Origin of the sequence: Staphylococcus sp. FSL W8-1270 (assembly GCF_038007165.1) — a bacterium.
GTDB lineage: Bacteria > Bacillota > Bacilli > Staphylococcales > Staphylococcaceae > Staphylococcus > Staphylococcus hominis.
This window is the reverse complement of record NZ_JBBOWQ010000001.1, coordinates 1,018,554-1,037,932: the sequence shown is the minus strand read 5'-3', so window position 1 is coordinate 1,037,932 and position 19,379 is coordinate 1,018,554. Positions and strand designations below refer to the sequence as shown.

The following is a 19,379-nucleotide window of genomic DNA, read 5'->3' as shown; positions in this document are numbered from 1 at the left end:
ACTTCCACATCCTTCCTAGTTTTTTTAATCAAAAAATGCATTGCCTACTTTATAATCATCAGACAATACCATGATTCCTTTTTCTTGAGGTGCATTAGGCAAGTTCAATTCTCTCATTGAACAAATCATACCACTTGATGCAACACCACGTAATTCAGCATCTTTAATTACCATTCCACTTGGCATAACTGCACCGACTTTAGCTACGACAACTTTTTGACCTGCTTCTACATTTGGCGCACCGCACACGATTTGTAGTTTTTCACTACCAACATCAACTTTCAAAATACTTAATTTATCTGCATCAGGATGCTTTTCTTTAGTTTCTACATAGCCTACAACAAATTTAGGTGATAAATCCGCTTCAAGTTGATAATCAAAACCTGCATTTGTAATTGATTGTTGTATAGCTTCTACAAGCGTTTCATTTAATTTAATATGACCCTTACTATTAACTGAATATACTTTTGAAAAATCGAAAATATTAAATCCAACAATTTGATTTTCATGTTTAATAGCAACCACATTATTTTTTATTTCATATTCAAAAGGCCCATCTGTTGGTTCAATTTGTAAAAATGCAACGTCCCCTACGCCTTCTTTATTATAAAATAAATTCATTTAAATTCTCCTTTTTACGTATTATTAGTTATTTTTTATTAAATTTTTTACGATTCGCTTCTAAACGTTGAATAACGTTTGGATCTCTTTTTTGTTTATTATTTTTTCCTAAAATAAAAATCGGCTCTAAATGTTCTTTTTTATAACCAAATGAAAGTGACGTTATAGGTACAAGTCCCTTAGTAAAAAATTCCATCGTCAAGTGTGCCATAACATCATAGCCTGTTTTATTGCGTATATCAGCAATAATTAATACATCTTGATGAGGAACAGCGACTAACATTTCACCTTCACATTGAGCTTCAATGTCATTTAAAAACTTTGTATTTAAAATACGACTCGCATCATATCCGTCATTTGAATTGATAAAATAAAAAATATTTCCTTTTACTTCATCTGTTTTATATTTATTCTCAAGTTTACGTATATTAAACAACGACATTTCTTTAATTTGTTGTGAAGTTAAACCTAGTGTTTTTAACATACTTTCATCAATTAATCGGTACGATTTTCCTAAATCAAGTGCATAATAAATATTAGTTTCTGCAGTATGTTCTTCAATAACAAATTGATGACCTTCTTTAGTTTTTTTATCAAAACTAGTTGATCTTATTACAGGCATAACTTGAATATCTTTCATTTTAGATAGACCATTATCATCCATTTGTGCAATTGCCTCTTCAACATAATAGATAATTTCATCAATGATTTTCTCTTTTTGTTCTTCATACTTCGCTACAATTGCATTAAGTTTGATAGTTACGCCTTTAAAATTATCTCGTCTATATATACGTAATGTTTCTTCTTCACGATCAAACTTAAAATCAACGTCTAAATGTTTTAAACGTTGTTTTAATGTATCTCTCATTTGAAAGACGTTCATATTAAAACACTCCTATTTTCGCACCTTACAATATTTTACAATAAAAAGAGCTCCAGTTACAGAAAAATTAGGCTATTCTTTCATATAAATAAGAAGTTTAAGTCCTAATTACTCATTTACACATATTGACTTAAAAATGAATCTATTTGTTCGATTGATTTTCGTTCTTTTCCAATATAACTTCCCATTAATTCACCATTTTTATATACGAGAAAACTTGGAATACCCATGATATCATTTTCAATTGCTAAATCTATAAATTTATCTCGATCTACTGATACAAATTTAAAATTAGAGTATTTTTTTTCTAATTTCGGTAAATCTGGTTCAATCACTTTACAATCTGGACACCATCCAGCTGTAAATTCAAATACCGTTTGTTCATTTTTCAATTCTTCAAATTGTTTTTCAGTTTCTAACGTAATCATATTATTTCTCCTCGCTTTGAAATTGTAATGTTAAAATGTTTTCATTTGTTAAGTGACTCACAGCTTGTTTTAATAATTCACGCGCGGCATAATAGTCTCTAATATCAAATACCGCATCTGTACTATGAATATATCTTGCACATACGCCTATAACTGCTGTAGATACACCTTTATTTGCTTTATGGATTTCTCCCCCATCTGTACCACCTGGTGAAATATAGTATTGTGAACGAATATCAAATGTATCAACTAACTCCAGTAGATAGTCTCTGAAACGTGGAGAGAGAATCATTGTACCATCTTTAATTCGAATTAATGTTCCTTCACCTAATTGACCAGATAATTGCTGTTTACCTTTAATATCATTTGCAGGAGAACAATCTACAACGAATGCTATGTCTGGCTGTATTAATTCAGTTGATGCTTTTGCACCTCTTAATCCAACTTCTTCTTGAACATTTGCACCCACATATAAATCTACATCTAATTCTACATCTTTGAGTAATTCTAATATTTCAATTGCTAAGACACAACCGTAACGATTATCCCATGCCTTAGCACTATATCGATGTTCAGATAATTGAGTGAATGGTGTAAAAGGAACAATTGTGTCCCCTATTTCTATTCCACGTGATCGAACTTCTTTATCACTTTCTGCTCCTATATCTAACATTAAATCTTTAATCTCAGGAACCGCTTCATTACCTGTTCTAAAATGTTTTGGTATATTCGAAACTACGCCTACAATTTTTTCACCATTTCTATTTTTAACCTGCAGTCGTTGTCCTTGCCATATATCATTAGATACACCGCCTAAGTTAGTAAACTGTAACATGCCATTTTGAGTGATGTTCGTAATCATAAAGCCAATTTCATCCATATGAGCCGCTACCATCACACGCTTTGCATTTTGTTTTTTTGATTTTTTTATACCAAAAACACTTCCCAAATGAGTTGTTATCACTTCATCTACAAATGGGGTCATTTCTTTTTTCATGTAGTCACGTACTTCTTCTTCAAAGCCTGGTGCTCCATGTAATTCTGTTAATGTTTTTATACGAAGTAAAGTTTTATCGTTTTCCATTACATAAACACACTCCTTAAATTTATTATATCATTTTGATTATGGTAAACTAATAATAAGAACTATTAATAGAAAGGTTAGATTCGATAATTATGACTCGTCAAACTATAAAATATATCTCCATTCCCATCGTAATAACTATAGGAGCATCTACGGCTTTTATACTCTATCATACATTGAAAAACAAAAAAGTAAAAAATCCGGATAGAATATTAGAGGAAGTAAAATCATATTTTATGGATATTAAAGGTTCTTACATTCTTCATGAACCTTTGCAAAATAAAGAGCAATATTTAAATCGTTTTGTTTATCAAGGTGGTATTACTCAAAATAAAAACAACCGTGATATAGAGTATACCTTCTATGCTGATGCACACACAGGTGAAATACTTACTATTGAAGAAAATTAATATTACTTTTTTGATATTTAAAAAACATTTTAATACTTTTTTTACTTCATATTCATATTTTAAATTATATTTGTTTGATGTTTTTATTAATTTTTTATCATTTTCGAACTTAACAGTAAAGTAACGATTACTATGATAATACAAAAATCAATAATCCTTTTAGATGAAATATGGACTAAATTTTTTCTTTTTTTCTTACATATTGCATTGGATGTTTATCATATGTACTTATCCATAAATTTAAATAACAATGTATTTAGCACATATGTACTTATATGTATCATAAAGAGCAATAAATGATAAAACAACACACGAGCGTAAGAATGTATTTTCTTCTTACGCTCGTGTGTTGGATTTAATATATTATTTATTAATTTTTATGAAATTTGGCTTCCATTCTATAAATACGGGAACCTTTATCAGAAAATTTTTTCTCATATTCAGTTAATATATTATCTTCATCATCTTCATCATGAAGATTTAAATTTAACTTTGTAAAATACATTCCATATTGTGACATGCTTTCAAGACTATAAGCAAATAAACCTCTATTATCTGTTTTAAAATGTATTTCTCCATCTTCTTTAAGAATTTGTTCATATAAAGCTAAAAAAGTTCGATACGTTAAACGACGTTTTGCATGTCTTTTTTTAGGCCAAGGATCCGAGAAATTTAAATAAATTCTAGATACTTCATTCTCTTTAAAGTACTCATTTAGTTCAATTGCATCATTGCAAATCATTTTTAAATTTGTAAGTCCTTTATCTTTTACTTTATCAAGCACTTTATACATAACGCTTTTTTCACGTTCTAAAGAAACAAAATTAATTTCAGGATGTTGCTCTGCAAGTGTAGTTATAAATTGTCCCATTCCTGAACCGATTTCAATATAGATTGGCTGTTTCTTATCAAACCAATCACTCATTTTGCCAGCATGTGAACCATCCATGTCTACTAGGTCAGGATGTTCTTTCAAATAATCTTCTGCCCATGGTTTATAACGGACTCTCATGTATTAAATCTCCTTAAATAAATAAATAAATTACTATTCATTACCTCATTTAAAAATTTGATCCATGTGTTCATATCTTTAAATCTTTTTTGTTCTTCATACCATTGAATCATGCCGATTGATTGAATCACAGTATACCATTTCATACGTTTATTTAAGTCCATACTTTCTTTAACACCATAAGTATTAAACCAGTTAGACCATTGTTGTTTTGGAACGTAGTTGTATAGCAGCATACCAATATCGATGGCTGGATCAGCAATCATGGCACCTTCCCAATCTACTAAAAATAGCTCATCACGATCAGAAAGTAACCAGTTATTATGATTAACATCACCATGAACTACTGTAAAGAAACGTGAATCTAAATTAGGAATATGATCTTCCAAGTAAGTTAATGCTTTTCGAATAATATGATGGGTTAATACGTCTCTAGATAAAGAAGCATTAATTTTCTTTAACATAATATTTGGGGTAATAGGTTCCATTTCCATACGTTTTAACATATTAAGTAGTGGTTTTGAACCATGTATTTTTTTGAGAAGTTCAGCAACTCTTCTTTGAGACATTTCTGATGATGTAAGTTCTCTACCATTTTTCCAATGTTGTGCTGTTACAACTTCGCCTGTTTCAATACGTTTTGTCCAAACTAACTTAGGCACAATACCTTCTGCAGATAATGCTGCAATAAATGGATTTGAGTTACGCTTAAGAAATAATTTTTGTCCATCTTGTTCAGCCATATACGCCTCTCCAGATGCTCCACCTGCAGAATCAAGCGTCCACCCTAATTGATAAAACTGCTCCAACTCGTTCACCTCACTTTCAACTAGAAAATGGCTCGAGAAATATAGTTTTTCAAGAGCCATATATCTAATTTAATCATCGCTTTTTATCTAACGATTATATTTCTAACTTTGTTTTTGTTATATTGATAAAATTATTATTTAAATGTCTTCAAATCATTTAAATTTTTTACGTTATCTCTTTAATCACTCAATGATGATTTTATAATTTTTAGCTTAATTTTTCAACTGAAAATGAGAAACAAAATGATACATTTTACTAGTATGAAAAAGCTAAAATCCCGAATGCTTTATAAATATTATAACATATCATATACATCATCGTTGAAGAAATTTAAAGTTAATTGATACTTTTTGATTCAATATACTTTTCGAATCCTTCTTGTAATTTTTTAGTAATTGGACCTACTTTACCATCATTTACAATTTCGCCATCAATCTTAACGACAGGTGTTACTTCAGCAGAAGTACTAGACACAATGACTTCATCTGCATTTTTTAAGAAATCAACTGTAAATGTTTCTTCATTAAATGGTATGTTGTCATCTTCAGCAACCCATTTAATTACTTTTCGAGTAATACCATTTAAAATGTAATTATTAACGGGATGTGTATAGATTTCGCCATCTTTAATCGCATACACATTACTTGACGCACCTTCAGTAACAGTTTCATCTCTATGTTGAATGGCTTCTGTTGCATTATATTTAACTGCATATTCTTTAGCAAGAACATTTCCTAATAAATTTAAACTTTTAATGTCACAACGTAACCATCTAATATCTTCAACTGTTACAGCATTAATGCCATTTTCAAAGTCGTCATATGGACGATCATAACTTTTAGCAAATGCCATAATAGCAGGTTTAACTTCTGGAGTTGGGAAAGAATGGTTTCTTGGTGCTACACCTCTTGTCGCTTGAATATAAATTCCACCATTTTGAATGTCATTGATTTTTAAAAGTTGTCTTACAATATCTGTTAGCTCCTCGACAGTATAGCCTAAATCGATTTGAATTTCACTCGCACTTCTAAGGAACCTTTCAAAGTGTTCAGTTACTGTAAATAATTTACCGTTGTATGCACGAATATATTCATATATACCATCTCCAAATACATAACCTCGGTCTTCATAAGACACTTTTGCGTCTTCTTGATTTAAAAATTCTCCGTTAATAAATACTTTTGTCATTATTTATCCCTCCACACATAGTGAATAAATTGCTTCTAAATAGATACTTGTTGCGTTGAATAATTGTTTTTTAGTAATATATTCATTCTTTTGATGCATTAAATCCTCTGAATCTTCAAACATAGCTCCAAATGCAACACCTTTGTCTAAATTACGTGCATAAGTGCCTCCACCAATTGTATAAGGTTCTGTCATATCACCTGTTTGATTTCTAAAAGCAGTGACAAGTTTTTGTACAAATGGATCATTTTTATCTACGAAATGAGGTTGTTGAACTTTACCTAATTCTATTTCAAACCCTTGAGATTTGATTTCATTTTTAAAACGTTCTAAAGCAGTTTCAAATTCGAAGCCTTTAGGATAACGTAAATTGATACCAAATTTGCCACCTTTTTCTTTATCATACGTAATGATACCTACGTTTGTTGTCACGTCTCCCATAACATCAGTATGGAACTTCATACCCATTTTTTCACCAAAATGAGATTCATGTAAATAACGATTACTAAATTCAGCGAATTCTTTTGCAGCTTGATTAAGATTCAAAGTTGATAGGAAGTCAATAAGATATAAACCAGCATTCACACCAAGTGAAGGATCCATACCATGGACGGCTTTCCCTTCAACAGTTAATATCAATTCACCATTATCTACAACCGCTTCACCTTCTAGTTGACGTTGGTCTAGATAATGTTCGAAATGTTGAACTACGTCTGTCATATTTTTTTCAACCAAAATATGTGCTTTAGCATGATCAGGAACCATGTTATAGCGTTGACCAGATTCAAATGAAAGAAGTTTTGCTTCTGAATGATCAGTATGATGTGAGCTTACATTTTGGACTAAATCAAATGTTGTAATTCCTTTTTCACCATGAATAGCAGGGAATTCAGCATCTGGTGCAAAACCTAAAGCAGGCATTTCTTCTGTTTTGAAATATCTTTCTGTACATTTCCAGTCAGATTCTTCATCTGTACCAATAATAATATGAATACGTTTTTTCCAATCTACATTCATTTCATTTAAAATTTTAACTGCATAGTAAGCTGCGATAGTTGGACCTTTATCATCAAGTGTACCTCTTGCCACAATAGCATCATCTGTTACAACAGGTTTAAATGGATCAGAATCCCAACCGTCTCCAGCAGGAACGACATCTACATGACATAAAATTCCCAATACATCTTCACCTTGACCTGCTTCAATTCTTCCAGCAATATGATCAACATCATGGGTAGAAAAACCATCTCTTTGAGCGATTTTATACATATAATCAAGAGCTTCACGAGGTCCAGGACCAACTGGTGCTTCCTCTGAAGCTTGACTATCATCTCTCACACTCTTGATTGAAAGTAATCCATTTAAATCTTCAATAATTTGACTTTCATATTCTTGTACTTTTTCTTTCCACATTAGAGATCAACTTCCTTTTCAATAGATATATCTATTATTTTACATAAATCTAGTATTAAATGACAACAAGATGTCAGAAAATTTCATAGTACATATAAAAAAAGAAGTGAGAAAAAATTTTCTCACTTCTTTAAAATTTAAGTTTAATGTCTATCGTCTAAGGCATTATGATTGTTTTTCAAATCTTCTTCAGTGACTACTCTTAAATTATTATTAACAGTTGCGCCACCTTCATCATCAAATTTACCTTCTGCTAATTCATGTGTATCATTTTTTTTAGTATTCACATTAGTGAATTTAGATTTTTCATCTTGTAATAAAGATTTAGGATCATTTTTTAAACGATTTGCATAACCTTGTGGGTCATTCTTTACGTTTTGAATTGTTTCATTTGCTTTTGAGCTAATATCATTAACTAGCCCTTTCGCATTTTGTTTATAGCCTTCTGGATTTTCTTTATATTTATTATACTCAGCTTTTAATTTATTTCTGCTACTTTCACGTGATAATGCTACTGCAGCCGCTGCAGCACCAATTCCTGCCACAATTCTTAATAAACCTGCACTTTTAGCCATCATATTACCCCTTTTCTCTTTTATTACTATAAAAGTTTTAATTCTTCTGAAGTTAGTAAACGATACTCTCCAGATTTTAAGTTTTCATCTAACGTCAAATTAGAAATTTTAAGACGTTTTAATTCTAATACCTCATTATCAATTGAATGAAACATTCTTTTCACTTGATGATACTTTCCTTCATAAATAGTAACTAAAGATAATTTATGATCTAGTTTTTCAAGTTGTGCTGGTTTTACTTTGCCATCTGATAGTTCAATTCCATTTTTAAAAGCAATAATATCTTCGTTTTTAATAGGATATTTAGAGGTTACTTTATACGTTTTAGACACATGTTTAGATGGACTCATTAAATTATGGTTAAATTGTCCATCATTAGTAATAAGTAATAAACCTTCAGTATCTTTATCTAGTCTGCCTACTGGAAATATATCAAGATGGCGGTAATCAGCAATAAGATCTATCACTGTTTGATTTATATCATCATAAGTAGCAGAAACATATCCTTTGGGCTTATTTAACATAATATAAACATGATTAATATACTCTATTATTTTGCCATCTACAGTAATTTCATCTTGCTCAGGATTCACTTGGGATTTAGGCGATTTTTCCACTTTATCATTAACTTTGACACTATTTTTCTTTAAAAGCTGCTTTACCTCAGTACGCGTGCCAACTCCCATATTCGATAAAAATTTATCTAACCTCATCTTAAGAATCCAACTTTACGTCTAATCTTTGCTGGTAATTCACCAAGAAATTGATCAGCTAATCGATTTTTAATTGTGATACCGCCATACACTAATGCACCGATAATAACCCCAACAAATAATATAATCATTGCTCCAAATTTACGTTCTACAGGGACAAAATGACCTAAAATTAAGTAAACAATTTCTACACTAATCATCATGATTAAACTATAAATAAAAATTTTCGCTACTTGCACAAATGTTTCTGTAAATTCATATTTCGCATATATTTTTAAAATAAAGAAATTTGCTGTAATCGCAAAACTCAATGCAATAGCAGTACTTAAAATTGCTCCTGCAGTATGGAAAGTCATAATTAATGGAATATTAAGTGCTAACTTTAATACAACGGCTCCTAAAATGACAAACACTGTCAATTTTTGTTTGTCTATACCTTGTAACATCGAAGCAGTAACACTAAGTAAAGAAATTAATATTGCTACAGGGGCATAGATAAATAACATTTTGTTTCCATCTGGATTATATTGATAGAAAACTGTATATAAAGGTGCAGCCAGTGCCATTATCCCTAAACTTGCTGGAACTGTAATATACATTAATACACCGATTGATGTTTTAATTTGACGATGCATTTCAGTTAAACGACCTTCTGCATATGTTTTAGTAATATATGGTATTAAACTTACCGCAAAACCTGCTGCAAGTGATGTTGGAATCATTACAATTTTATTGGTTGTAAAGTTTAATATCGTAAAGAAATAATCTTTATTTGCATGGAATCCTGCTGCATCTAGTGCATTGTTATGTGTAAATTGATCAACAAGGTTAAATAATGGAAAGTTTAAACTAACAATTACAAACGGAATACTGTATGCAATAATTTCTTTATACATTCTTCCATAAGAAATGTCTAATCCTGTACGATCAGACTCTACCATTTTTTGAATGTGAGGTTTACGTTTTTTCCAGTAATACCAAAGAGTAAATAAACCTGCAATTGCTCCCACAGCGGCTGCGAATGTAGCTACACCATTAGCTTGTAGATATGTACCATGAAAAACATTTAAAACTAAATAACTACCTATTAATATAAATATAATTCTGGCTAATTGTTCAGTAACTTCAGATACAGCAGTTGGACCCATCGATTGATAACCTTGGAATACCCCTCTCCATGTTGCTAATAGTGGGATAAAAACCACTACTATACTGATGATACGAATAATCCAAGTAATCTCTGGTACTGTCCATCCACCTTTTCCTTCTTTTTGACCTAAAGTAATCACTGCAATATCAGGTGCTAAATAAAACAATATTAAAAATCCTATAATACCTGATATCGACATTACGATAAAACTCGATTTATAGAGTTTTTGTCCAACTCTATATGCTCCTATTGCATTATACTTTGCTACAAATTTTGAAGCTGCTAAAGGCACTCCAGCTGTCGCGACAGCAATAGCAATATTATAAGGAACATAAGCATAGTTAAATGGCGCTAACTTTTCCTCCGCATTTGCACCCATAATCGCATAAAAAGGAATTACAAATAAAACACCTAGAATTTTAGTAATTAAAATACTAAATGTTATTAAAAAGGTTCCGCGCACCATTTCCTTATTTTCACTCATATTCAATCTTCCTATCTTTAATTTAATCAAACTATGTCGTTATACATCTGTCTAAACTAAGGACTTGCATTACTATAAAATATATCACAAAATACTTATTGTTTCTCGTTTCTTTTTAAGTTTTTTTGTCAATTATTCTCACTATTATTAAATAAAAATATTGTAAGTTTTTTATTTATGTATTTAATACACTTTTTAACGCAAAATTCTACTTCGGTTCGCAAAATAATAAGTATTTATGTAGAATATAAATGTATGATAACGGAGGTTAATATATGTATCAAACAATAATCATTGGCGGTGGACCAAGCGGATTAATGGCAGCAGTTGCTGCGAGTGAAAATAGTAGTAAGGTTCTATTAATCGAAAAGAAAAAAGGTCTTGGAAGAAAATTAAAAATTTCTGGTGGTGGTAGATGTAATGTGACTAATCGTCTACCTTATGAAGAAATCATCAAAAATATACCCGGAAACGGTAAATTTTTATATAGTCCATTTTCAAAATTTGATAACGAATCCATAATAGAATTTTTTGAAAGTCGTGGTATAAAATTAAAAGAAGAAGATCATGGAAGAATGTTTCCAGTTTCAAACAAATCACAAGATATTGTTGATACTTTAGTTAATACAATTAAGAATAACAACGTTGAAATTAAAGAAGAAACTGTTGTTAATGACATTTCTAAAAATGATCAATCTTTTATAGTAAAAACACAAGATGGCGAATTTGAATCAAAAACAGTTATTATTGCGACTGGTGGAACAAGCGTCCCCCAAACTGGATCCACAGGTGATGGCTACAGATTTGCTAAAAATCTAGGCCACACTATTACTGAATTATTCCCTACTGAAGTTCCTATTACATCTAGTGAATCTTTTATTAAAAATAAAACACTTAAAGGCTTAAGTTTAAAAAATGTAGAATTATCAGTTTTAAAGAAAAATGGTAAAAAACGTATTAGTCATCAAATGGATATGATTTTTACACACTTTGGTGTAAGTGGACCAGCTGCATTACGTTGTAGCCAATTCGTTTATAAAGAACAAAAAAATCAGAAAAAACAAGACATACAATTACAATTAGATGTATTTCCAGAGATTTCTTTACAAGATTTAGAAAATAAAATAAAGAAAATCTTAAGCGAAGAACCAGACAAATATATAAAAAATGCACTGCGTGGTTTAATAGAAGAAAGATATTTATTGTTTATGCTAGAACAGGCTAATATTAATGAAAATACAACATTTCATCATCTTTCAAATCAACAGTTGACTCACCTCGCAGAACATTTCAAACAATTCATTTTCACTGTTAATGGTACCCTTTCAATTGAAAGAGCATTTGTTACGGGTGGTGGCGTTTCTCTTAAAGAAATATGGCCTAAAACAATGATGTCAAAAATTCAACCTGGTTTATTTTTATGTGGAGAAGTATTAGACATTCATGGGTATACAGGCGGCTACAATATTACAAGTGCTTTAGTTACCGGCCACGTCGCTGGAAGCGAAGCTAGACAATTTATATATACTTAAAAATAAAAAACACTCCAAAAGTTAAGTAAAATTATAACTTTTGGAGTGTTTTTTATTTCATATTTTGAATACGAAGATAACTGAATTTATTTTTTATTATTTATCTTCTTTTTTTCTTCGTTTTAATAATAATAGCAGACCACTTAATAATGTGAACTCAGCTAAAGATAATAATGAGTTTTCATTTTCACCTGTATAAGGTAGAGTATTTAATTTTGAATGATTATTATTCACATTAAATTTATTATTAAAATTATTAAATGTAACTTTGTTGTCATTAACCAATCCAAAGTTATTTTCAAATTGCTTAACATTCACATGTTCAATCTCATTAATAGTCACTCTCGTTAATTCATTAATATCATTAGTAGTCACATTTTCAGCTAATTTATTTAAGGCTTTCATAACATAAACATCAATTTGTTTATAAGCTTTATTTCTATTATATTCTGATATATTTGTTAATCCTTTAATATACGCTTTACGTTTATTTGCTACATCAAAGATTTGAGATTTAGCTTTCAATTTTACTTTGTCGATTAGAACTATTTTATTAAATTCTTGAAGATAATGTATTTTTATATTATCAACTTGTTTATTAGTTTGAGCTTGGTTTACTTTTTCTTCTGCTTTTTTATATGATTCATCAAGTTTTTGTTTTATGAATAGTTTTTCATCTATTGTAAATGTTTGATCAGATGATACTTTATCTTTTAATTTTTGTAATTCCACTTCTAATTTAGATAAAGCATCTGCTTTTTTAATAACTTCAACTTGAATACTATTAATTGATTGTTTACCTTGCTCTGTAGTCTGATCGACATCTGAGTTAGTATTGGCACCTTCGAGCAGTTTTTTAGCTCTCATTACTGCCTCTTCTACTTTTTGTTTTGCTGCATCCTTTTCTTCTTTTGTTGCGTTTGGTGTTTGATCAATTTCTGCTTTCTTTTGTTTAGCTAATTCGTCGATAGTTTGTTTAGCTACAGATTTTTTAACTATTTCTGGTTGAATTTCATCAATAGCATGTTTACCACTTTCTTTGGCTATTTCAACATCAGAATTAGTCGTAGATTGAGCAATATTATCTTTTGCTTTTGTAGCTTCTTCATCTACTTTTTGTTTTGCTACTTCTTTTTCTTCTTCAGTTGCATCTGGTGTTTGATCTATAATTTTTTTCTTAGCAATTGCAGATTGGTCAATTTCATGTTTTGCCTCTACTTTTTTTATAATTTCAAGTTGGATTGTATTAATAACATTTATCCCTTTTGTTTTCGCGTTATCAACTCCATCATCATTTTCTGCTTCGTTGATATGAGTTTTAGCTTCTGTTAACGCTTGATCCACTTTACTTTTCGCTGCTTCTTTTTCTTCTTCAGTTGCTTCTTGCGTTAAATCAATAGTTGCTTTTTTAAGTTTAGCTAAATCATCAATTGCTTGTCTTGCTTCTGATTTTTTAACTACTGTCGGCTGAATATTATTTATCACTGTAGTGCTATTTTGTTCAACTTGATCTACGTCATTATTTGTTCTTGCTTGATCAATTCCATGTTTTGCTTTTATGACTTCTTCGTCAACTTTTGATTTCGCTGCTTCTTTTTCTTCTTCAGTTGCATCAGGTGTTTGATCAATGATGGCTTTCCTAGTTAATGCAATTTGATCAATAGCATTCTTAGCTGTCTCTTTTTTTACAACTTCTGGCTGAATGTTATTTATAGCAACAGTTCCTCTATCTTTTGCTTGATCTACATCACTATTTGTTATTGCTTGATCAATACTATGTTTTGCTTTTGTAACTTCTTCGTCAACTTTTTGTTTTGCTGCTTCTTTTTCTTCTATTGTCGCATTTGATGTTTGATCAATATTATTTTTTTTAGCTCTTGCTACTTGATCAATTAACGTTTTAGCTGCAATTTTTTTTATAATATTGGGTTGAATATTATTAATTGCTATTGTGCTATTATGCTCAACTTGATTCACATCATTATTTGTAACTGCTTGATTAATGTTACGTTTTGCTTTTGTTACCTCTTCATCAACTTTTGATTTCGCTGCTTCTTTTTCTTCTGTTGTTGCATCAGGTGTTTGATCAATGATGTTTTTTCTAGTTAATGCAATTTGATCAATAGAAGTCTTAGCTGTCTCTTTTTTTACAACTTCTGGCTGAATGTTATTTATAGCAACAGTTCCTCTATCTTTTGCTTGATCTACATCACTATTTGTTACTGCTTGATCAATACTATGTTTTGCTTTTGTTACCTCTTCATCAACTTTTGATTTCGCTGCTTCTTTTTCTTCTGTCGTTGCATCAGATGTTTGATCAATGATGGCTTTTTTGATTTTTGCTTGAGTATCTATACCTCGTTTTGCTTGTTCTTTTTTAACTATATCTGGTTGGATATTATTTATTGATGCCGTACTATTATGTACTACTTGATCTACATCATTGTTAGACAAAGCACGATTAATATTATTTCTTGCTTCTGTCGCAGCTTCGTCTACTTTTGATTTCGCTGCTTCTTTTTCTTCTGTTGTTGCACCCGGTGTTTGATCAATCGCTTCTTTTTTAATTCTAGCTACTTCATCGATTGCAGTCTTTGCTGCTATTTTCTTAACTATATTTGGTTGAATATGACTAACTGTTGTAACACCATCTTCTTTTGCTTTGTCAACAGCTTGATTTATTTCTGTATGATTAATATTATTTTTTGCTTCTACTGCAGCTTCGTCTACTTTTGATTTTGCGGCTTCTTTTTCTTCTATAGTTGCATCAACATTATTGTCGATCTCTGTCTTCTTATTAATAACTTCATTATCAATTGCTTGTCTTGCTTCTGATTTTTTAAGCACATCTGGTTGGATTGCATTGATTGTATTCGTACCATTTGTTTTTGCTTCATCCACACCTGAATTATTTATTGCTTCATTGATATGAGCTTTGGCTTCCGTTACTGCTTGGTCTACTTTCGCTTTAGCTGCTTCTTTTTCTTCTGTTGTCGCATCTGGTGTTTGATCAATTGCTTCTTTCTTGGCTCTTGCAGCATCATCGATTGCTTGTCTTGCTTCTGATTTTTTGATTACTTCTGGTTGGATTGCATTGATTGTAGTTGTACCATTTGTTTTTGCTTCATCCACACCTGAATTATTTATTGCTTCATTGATATGGCCTTTGGCTTCCGTTACTGCTTGGTCTACCTTCGCTTTGGCTGCCTCTTTTTCTTCTGTTGTTGCACCCGGTGTTTGATCAATCGCTTCTTTTTTAGCTCTTGCAGCATCATCAATTGCTTGTCTTGCTTCTGATTTTTTGATTACTTCTGGTTGGATTGCATTGATTGTAGTTGTACCATTTGTTTTTGCTTCATCGACACCTGAATTATTTATTGCTTCATTGATATGGCCTTTGGCTTCCGTTACCGCTTGGTCTACTTTCGCTTTTGCAGCTTCTTTTTCTTCTGTTGTCGCATCCTGGCTTCGATCAATTGCCTCTTTCTTAGCTCTAGCTACTTCATCAATTGCCTCTCTTGCTTTTATTTTTTTCGTAATTTCTGGTTGGATTGCATTAATAAAATTCGTACCATTTGTTTTAGCAGTATCTACATTTTCATTTTTTAGTGCTTGATGAATTTGTTCCTTAGCCTTAGTAACCTCTTGATCTATTTTCGCTATTGCTGCCTCTTTTTCTTCTACTGTTGCATCAGGTGTTTGATCAATTGCTGCTTTTTTAATTCGGGCTACCTCATCGATTGTATCTCTTGCATCTGATTTTTTAACCACTTCTGGAATAACTGCATTAATTGCAGTTATTCCTTCATTTTGTGCATCATCTACACTTGAATTAGTAGTTGCTTGATTAATATTATTTTTAGCTTCGGTTACTATTTTATCTACTTTTACCTTTGCGACTTCTTTTTCTTCTATAGTCGCATCTTCTATTAAATCAATTTCTTGTTTTTTAGCTATAGCGGCTTGATCAATTGCTTGTGCAGCAGCATTTTTCTTTACTGGATGCGCTACTACTTGTGATATTTCGTTTACTTTGTTTTCTTTTAATATTTCAATTTCATTATTGTGATTTAGACTATTAATATCTGCTTTTGCTCTAGCTACCAAATTATCTATCTCAGTTTTAGCTGCATTTTTTTCTTCTAAAGTTGCATTATTATCCTTATCTATTTCAACTTTTCTTGCAGATGCTATATTATCTATTGCAGTTCTAGCGTTACTTCGAACAGTTGGAGTTATAGTAGCAGCATTCACACTATCTATGCTACTTGTTTTTTGTTGCGCTACACCATTATTTGTAGTTTCATTCATAATATTTGTTGTAGCCTCTGACACTAAATTATCAATCGTTGCTTTTGCAGCTTCTTTTTCTTCTACTGTTGCATCAGGATTATTATCAAACTCTACTTTTTTAGCATTTGCTCTTTCAGTTAATTCATCAATTGCTGCTTGCTTTACTGTTGGAGTAAGATCAATCATTGTAATTTCATTAATTCCAGTGTCTTTATTTGTTGCTACATCATTTGAAGTCATTGATTGATCAACAGTTGTATAACTAGATTGTAGTGCTTGATTCACTTGCTCAATCACAGCATTTTTTTCTTCAATTGTAGCTGTATCGTTACCCATAAAGAGCGCTCTTTTAGTTCTTGCAACTTTGTCTAATGATAATTTAGCATGTGCTTTATCTAAATTTAAATCGATACTATTAATCGTTGCTTGATCTTTCAATTCACTTATAGGCATCTCATCTGTTTCAGCTAATACTTCTTTAGCTTTTCTAAGTACCACTTGCATTGCTTCCCATACTTCTGGTGAATTATCGTTTTGATCAAGATTGGCTAAATCATCCTCAATTTCTGTTACTTTGTCTCTCAAATGTTGCTTATACATTTTAACTGTAATAGTTTGTTTATCTAATACAATATCTCCTTGTCGCATAGCAGAATCAACACTTACAAATTCATTATGCACACCGTATCTTGTATAATGATCGCCATTATTACGTCCAAAATCTTTAGAATCACTTAACCTATTCATATTTATACCATCTGTAACATAAGTCAAATGTCCTAAGAATTCTTTTTCAATTGGTCGATCAGTTGGTAAGGATAATCCTATAGAAATATTTTTACTTGCTCCTGCTTCAAGTCGATCTATTTTAACTGTTAACTCTTTAGTTGCTGCATTAAATTTTCCAGTAGCATTTTTTGTAGATACATATGTCACATCTTCTGGTAAAACAATCGTATATTCTGTTTTATTTGAACTAGAATGTCCTCTATTTTCAATTCTAAACCCTATTTCTTGATAAACTCGATCAGCATTTATGGATCCAGATTGTGCAAAGTAGTGTGTATTATTTACTGTCGCAGTTAAATATGCGCCACTATTAATGGTAACATCAGCTAACACTCCGCCTCCAAAGTTATTAGGACCAGTAAGGAGTCTATGTCCATTAGTAGAATCAGTACTACGATTTAATGCCGATTCAAATCTTAATCTTAATCGTGAGACTGTTTCTGGCACTTGAAATACACCTACAAAGTTACCAATTGGGTTCTGTAATATATCCGGAGTTCCTTTATATAAAAGTGTAGAAGGATTATTCGCATCGTAAATATACACTCTTGCACCATTAACCCCCCATATATTATTCATACTACTAGAAATATAATGTAATTGGATTTCTGATCCAGGAGTAACATCAACATCTTGGTAAATTGATCCTACTGTAGGATCAGCTATACCTGGAACTTGATTAAAGTTACCATTATATTTTGATAGTACTACACCAATTTTATTATTGGTTTTATCGAATATATAAGGATTGTATGCGGGCAACGATTTAGGACCCCAAATTAATGGAATGATGGTTTGATCATTACTATTTACATGCCAACCCGGTACAGTATTTGCTTCATTCATTGCAGACTCTAAATTCTTAGTCGGTATCGTCGCACCCTGTGAATTATCTGTAAATGTCCCATTAATGATTTGACCAGTATTTTGTTCATTTACAGCCATCGGATCTGTATTTGTAGTACTAGGAGTGTTATCTACTGAACGTTTCCCTCTTCTATGTGGTTGATTAACGTTTGTAGTTTCATGATTATTTTCATTACTAACTACGTCATTAGTTGTTACTTTCTCATTATGATTTGTATTATTTTCAGTGCTATTAATTACATTATTCACTGTACCTTCTTCACGTTCACGGTTAATTGAATAATCACTTGAAGTATTACTTTCATTATTTCGATTATTTTCATTTGAATTAGATGTATTTGCTGACGTTGTTTCATTATGTGGTTGTTCAATATTAGTATTTTGTTTATTAATCGTCGCACTTTCATTCGTTTGTGGCGCACTTGTATTTGTTTCTGCATCATGAGTTGCTGCATGACCAGGATGTGATAAAAACACTAATGTAGCAATTAGCGTTGAAAATGTCCCCACACTAAATTTACGAATACTAAATTTCTGTTTTTTAAAAAGATTCATTATGTTTCCTCCTTGATGTTCTCTCTTGATGTCAATTGTTATAATGAAAATGTTTTATGTATGCTATAGTTGTTACTATCACTTACATAATATTATATTCACACTTAAATATAATATCATAATAAAATTAAAAGTACTACAACTAAATAATATAAAAATATTAAAAATAAGTTAAATTATAAAAAACAGCGAAGAATCATAACTTCGCTGTTTTTCTGTATTATTGTTTAAATATCTATAAATCATTATATACTGTCTATTTCAATACCTTCATCACCCCATGCTTGCATGCCACCTTCAACATTAACTGCATGAATACCTTCATTTTCAAGGTAGTTCGCTACTTTTTCACTACGAACACCTGCAGCACAAACGATGTAGTACGTTTCATTTTTATTAAATTGATTTAAGTTATCAGCAATTTGATCCATTGGAATAGTTTTAGCACCAGGAATTGTCCCCATTGCAGTTTCTTCATCTGTTCGCACATCGATAATATTTACTGGATTAGATCCTAGTATTTTCTCTTTTAATTGATCTACTGTAATTGTTTCCATTTTAAAACTCCTCTT

General features: G+C 30.9%; 15 protein-coding genes. 2 read left to right on the top strand and 13 right to left on the bottom strand.

Annotated features, from left to right (window positions below):
- Window positions 1–24: 24 nt before the first annotated feature.
- From ytpR to NSU06_RS05315, 4 genes are all read right to left on the bottom strand, one after another.
- Window positions 25–621, bottom strand: coding sequence for a YtpR family tRNA-binding protein (gene ytpR, locus NSU06_RS05330; RefSeq protein ID WP_017176343.1), 597 nt, complete (start codon window positions 619–621; stop codon window positions 25–27).
- A 28-nt stretch (window positions 622–649) separates the two neighbouring features.
- On the bottom strand, window positions 650–1,504 hold the full coding sequence (locus NSU06_RS05325) for a DUF1444 domain-containing protein (protein WP_049414904.1): 855 nt from the start codon (window positions 1,502–1,504) through the stop codon (window positions 650–652).
- 116 nt (window positions 1,505–1,620) lie between these two features.
- Entirely contained in the window at window positions 1,621–1,932 is a 312-nt protein-coding gene (locus NSU06_RS05320) for a thioredoxin family protein (protein ID WP_002449688.1), read from the bottom strand.
- A gap of 1 nt (window position 1,933) precedes the next feature.
- On the bottom strand, window positions 1,934–3,016 hold the full coding sequence (locus NSU06_RS05315) for a M42 family metallopeptidase (RefSeq protein ID WP_340779544.1): 1,083 nt from the start codon (window positions 3,014–3,016) through the stop codon (window positions 1,934–1,936).
- 92 nt (window positions 3,017–3,108) lie between these two features.
- Between NSU06_RS05315 and NSU06_RS05310 the strand changes: the two genes are divergently transcribed.
- On the top strand, window positions 3,109–3,426 hold the full coding sequence (locus NSU06_RS05310) for a PepSY domain-containing protein (protein ID WP_039984215.1): 318 nt from the start codon (window positions 3,109–3,111) through the stop codon (window positions 3,424–3,426).
- Between the two features lie 370 nt (window positions 3,427–3,796).
- On the opposite strand, the gene trmB is transcribed toward NSU06_RS05310, so the two are convergent.
- The 7 genes from trmB to NSU06_RS05275 form a co-directional block, all read right to left on the bottom strand.
- Window positions 3,797–4,438, bottom strand: a complete 642-nt coding sequence (gene trmB, locus NSU06_RS05305) for a tRNA (guanosine(46)-N7)-methyltransferase TrmB (RefSeq protein ID WP_002449690.1) — start codon at window positions 4,436–4,438, stop codon at window positions 3,797–3,799.
- Window positions 4,435–5,247 carry a phosphotransferase family protein gene (locus NSU06_RS05300; protein ID WP_340779542.1) on the bottom strand — a complete coding sequence of 271 codons (813 nt, stop codon included), beginning with the start codon at window positions 5,245–5,247 and terminating at the stop codon, window positions 4,435–4,437. Before NSU06_RS05300 ends, trmB begins: the two co-directional genes overlap by 4 nt.
- 337 nt (window positions 5,248–5,584) lie before the next feature.
- Complete coding sequence (gene dat, locus NSU06_RS05295) at window positions 5,585–6,436, bottom strand: D-amino-acid transaminase (RefSeq protein ID WP_002488018.1); 852 nt, start codon at window positions 6,434–6,436, stop codon at window positions 5,585–5,587.
- 3 nt (window positions 6,437–6,439) lie between these two features.
- Window positions 6,440–7,849, bottom strand: coding sequence for a dipeptidase PepV (pepV, locus tag NSU06_RS05290; protein WP_048761498.1), 1,410 nt, complete (start codon window positions 7,847–7,849; stop codon window positions 6,440–6,442).
- Window positions 7,850–7,992: 143 nt separating this feature from the next.
- On the bottom strand, window positions 7,993–8,424 hold the full coding sequence (locus tag NSU06_RS05285; protein ID WP_002488017.1) for a YtxH domain-containing protein: 432 nt from the start codon (window positions 8,422–8,424) through the stop codon (window positions 7,993–7,995).
- Window positions 8,425–8,450: 26 nt separating this feature from the next.
- Window positions 8,451–9,137: a pseudouridine synthase gene (locus tag NSU06_RS05280; protein WP_019835471.1), complete on the bottom strand. Its 687-nt coding sequence runs from the start codon at window positions 9,135–9,137 to the stop codon at window positions 8,451–8,453.
- Window positions 9,134–10,771 carry a putative polysaccharide biosynthesis protein gene (locus NSU06_RS05275; RefSeq protein WP_017176348.1) on the bottom strand — a complete coding sequence of 546 codons (1,638 nt, stop codon included), beginning with the start codon at window positions 10,769–10,771 and terminating at the stop codon, window positions 9,134–9,136. The genes NSU06_RS05280 and NSU06_RS05275 overlap by 4 nt, the downstream gene beginning before the upstream one ends.
- A 275-nt stretch (window positions 10,772–11,046) precedes the next feature.
- Between NSU06_RS05275 and NSU06_RS05270 the strand changes: the two genes are divergently transcribed.
- Entirely contained in the window at window positions 11,047–12,303 is a 1,257-nt protein-coding gene (locus NSU06_RS05270; RefSeq protein WP_048681699.1) for a BaiN/RdsA family NAD(P)/FAD-dependent oxidoreductase, read from the top strand.
- 96 nt (window positions 12,304–12,399) lie between these two features.
- Here NSU06_RS05270 and NSU06_RS05265 read toward each other — a convergent pair whose 3' ends face one another.
- On the bottom strand, window positions 12,400–18,807 hold the full coding sequence (locus NSU06_RS05265; RefSeq protein ID WP_340779536.1) for a SasC/FmtB family protein: 6,408 nt from the start codon (window positions 18,805–18,807) through the stop codon (window positions 12,400–12,402).
- Window positions 18,808–19,052: 245 nt separating this feature from the next.
- Window positions 19,053–19,364 (bottom strand): rhodanese-like domain-containing protein, encoded by a 312-nt coding sequence (locus NSU06_RS05260; RefSeq protein ID WP_017176351.1) that lies wholly within the window; start codon window positions 19,362–19,364, stop codon window positions 19,053–19,055.
- Window positions 19,365–19,379: the final 15 nt, after the last annotated feature.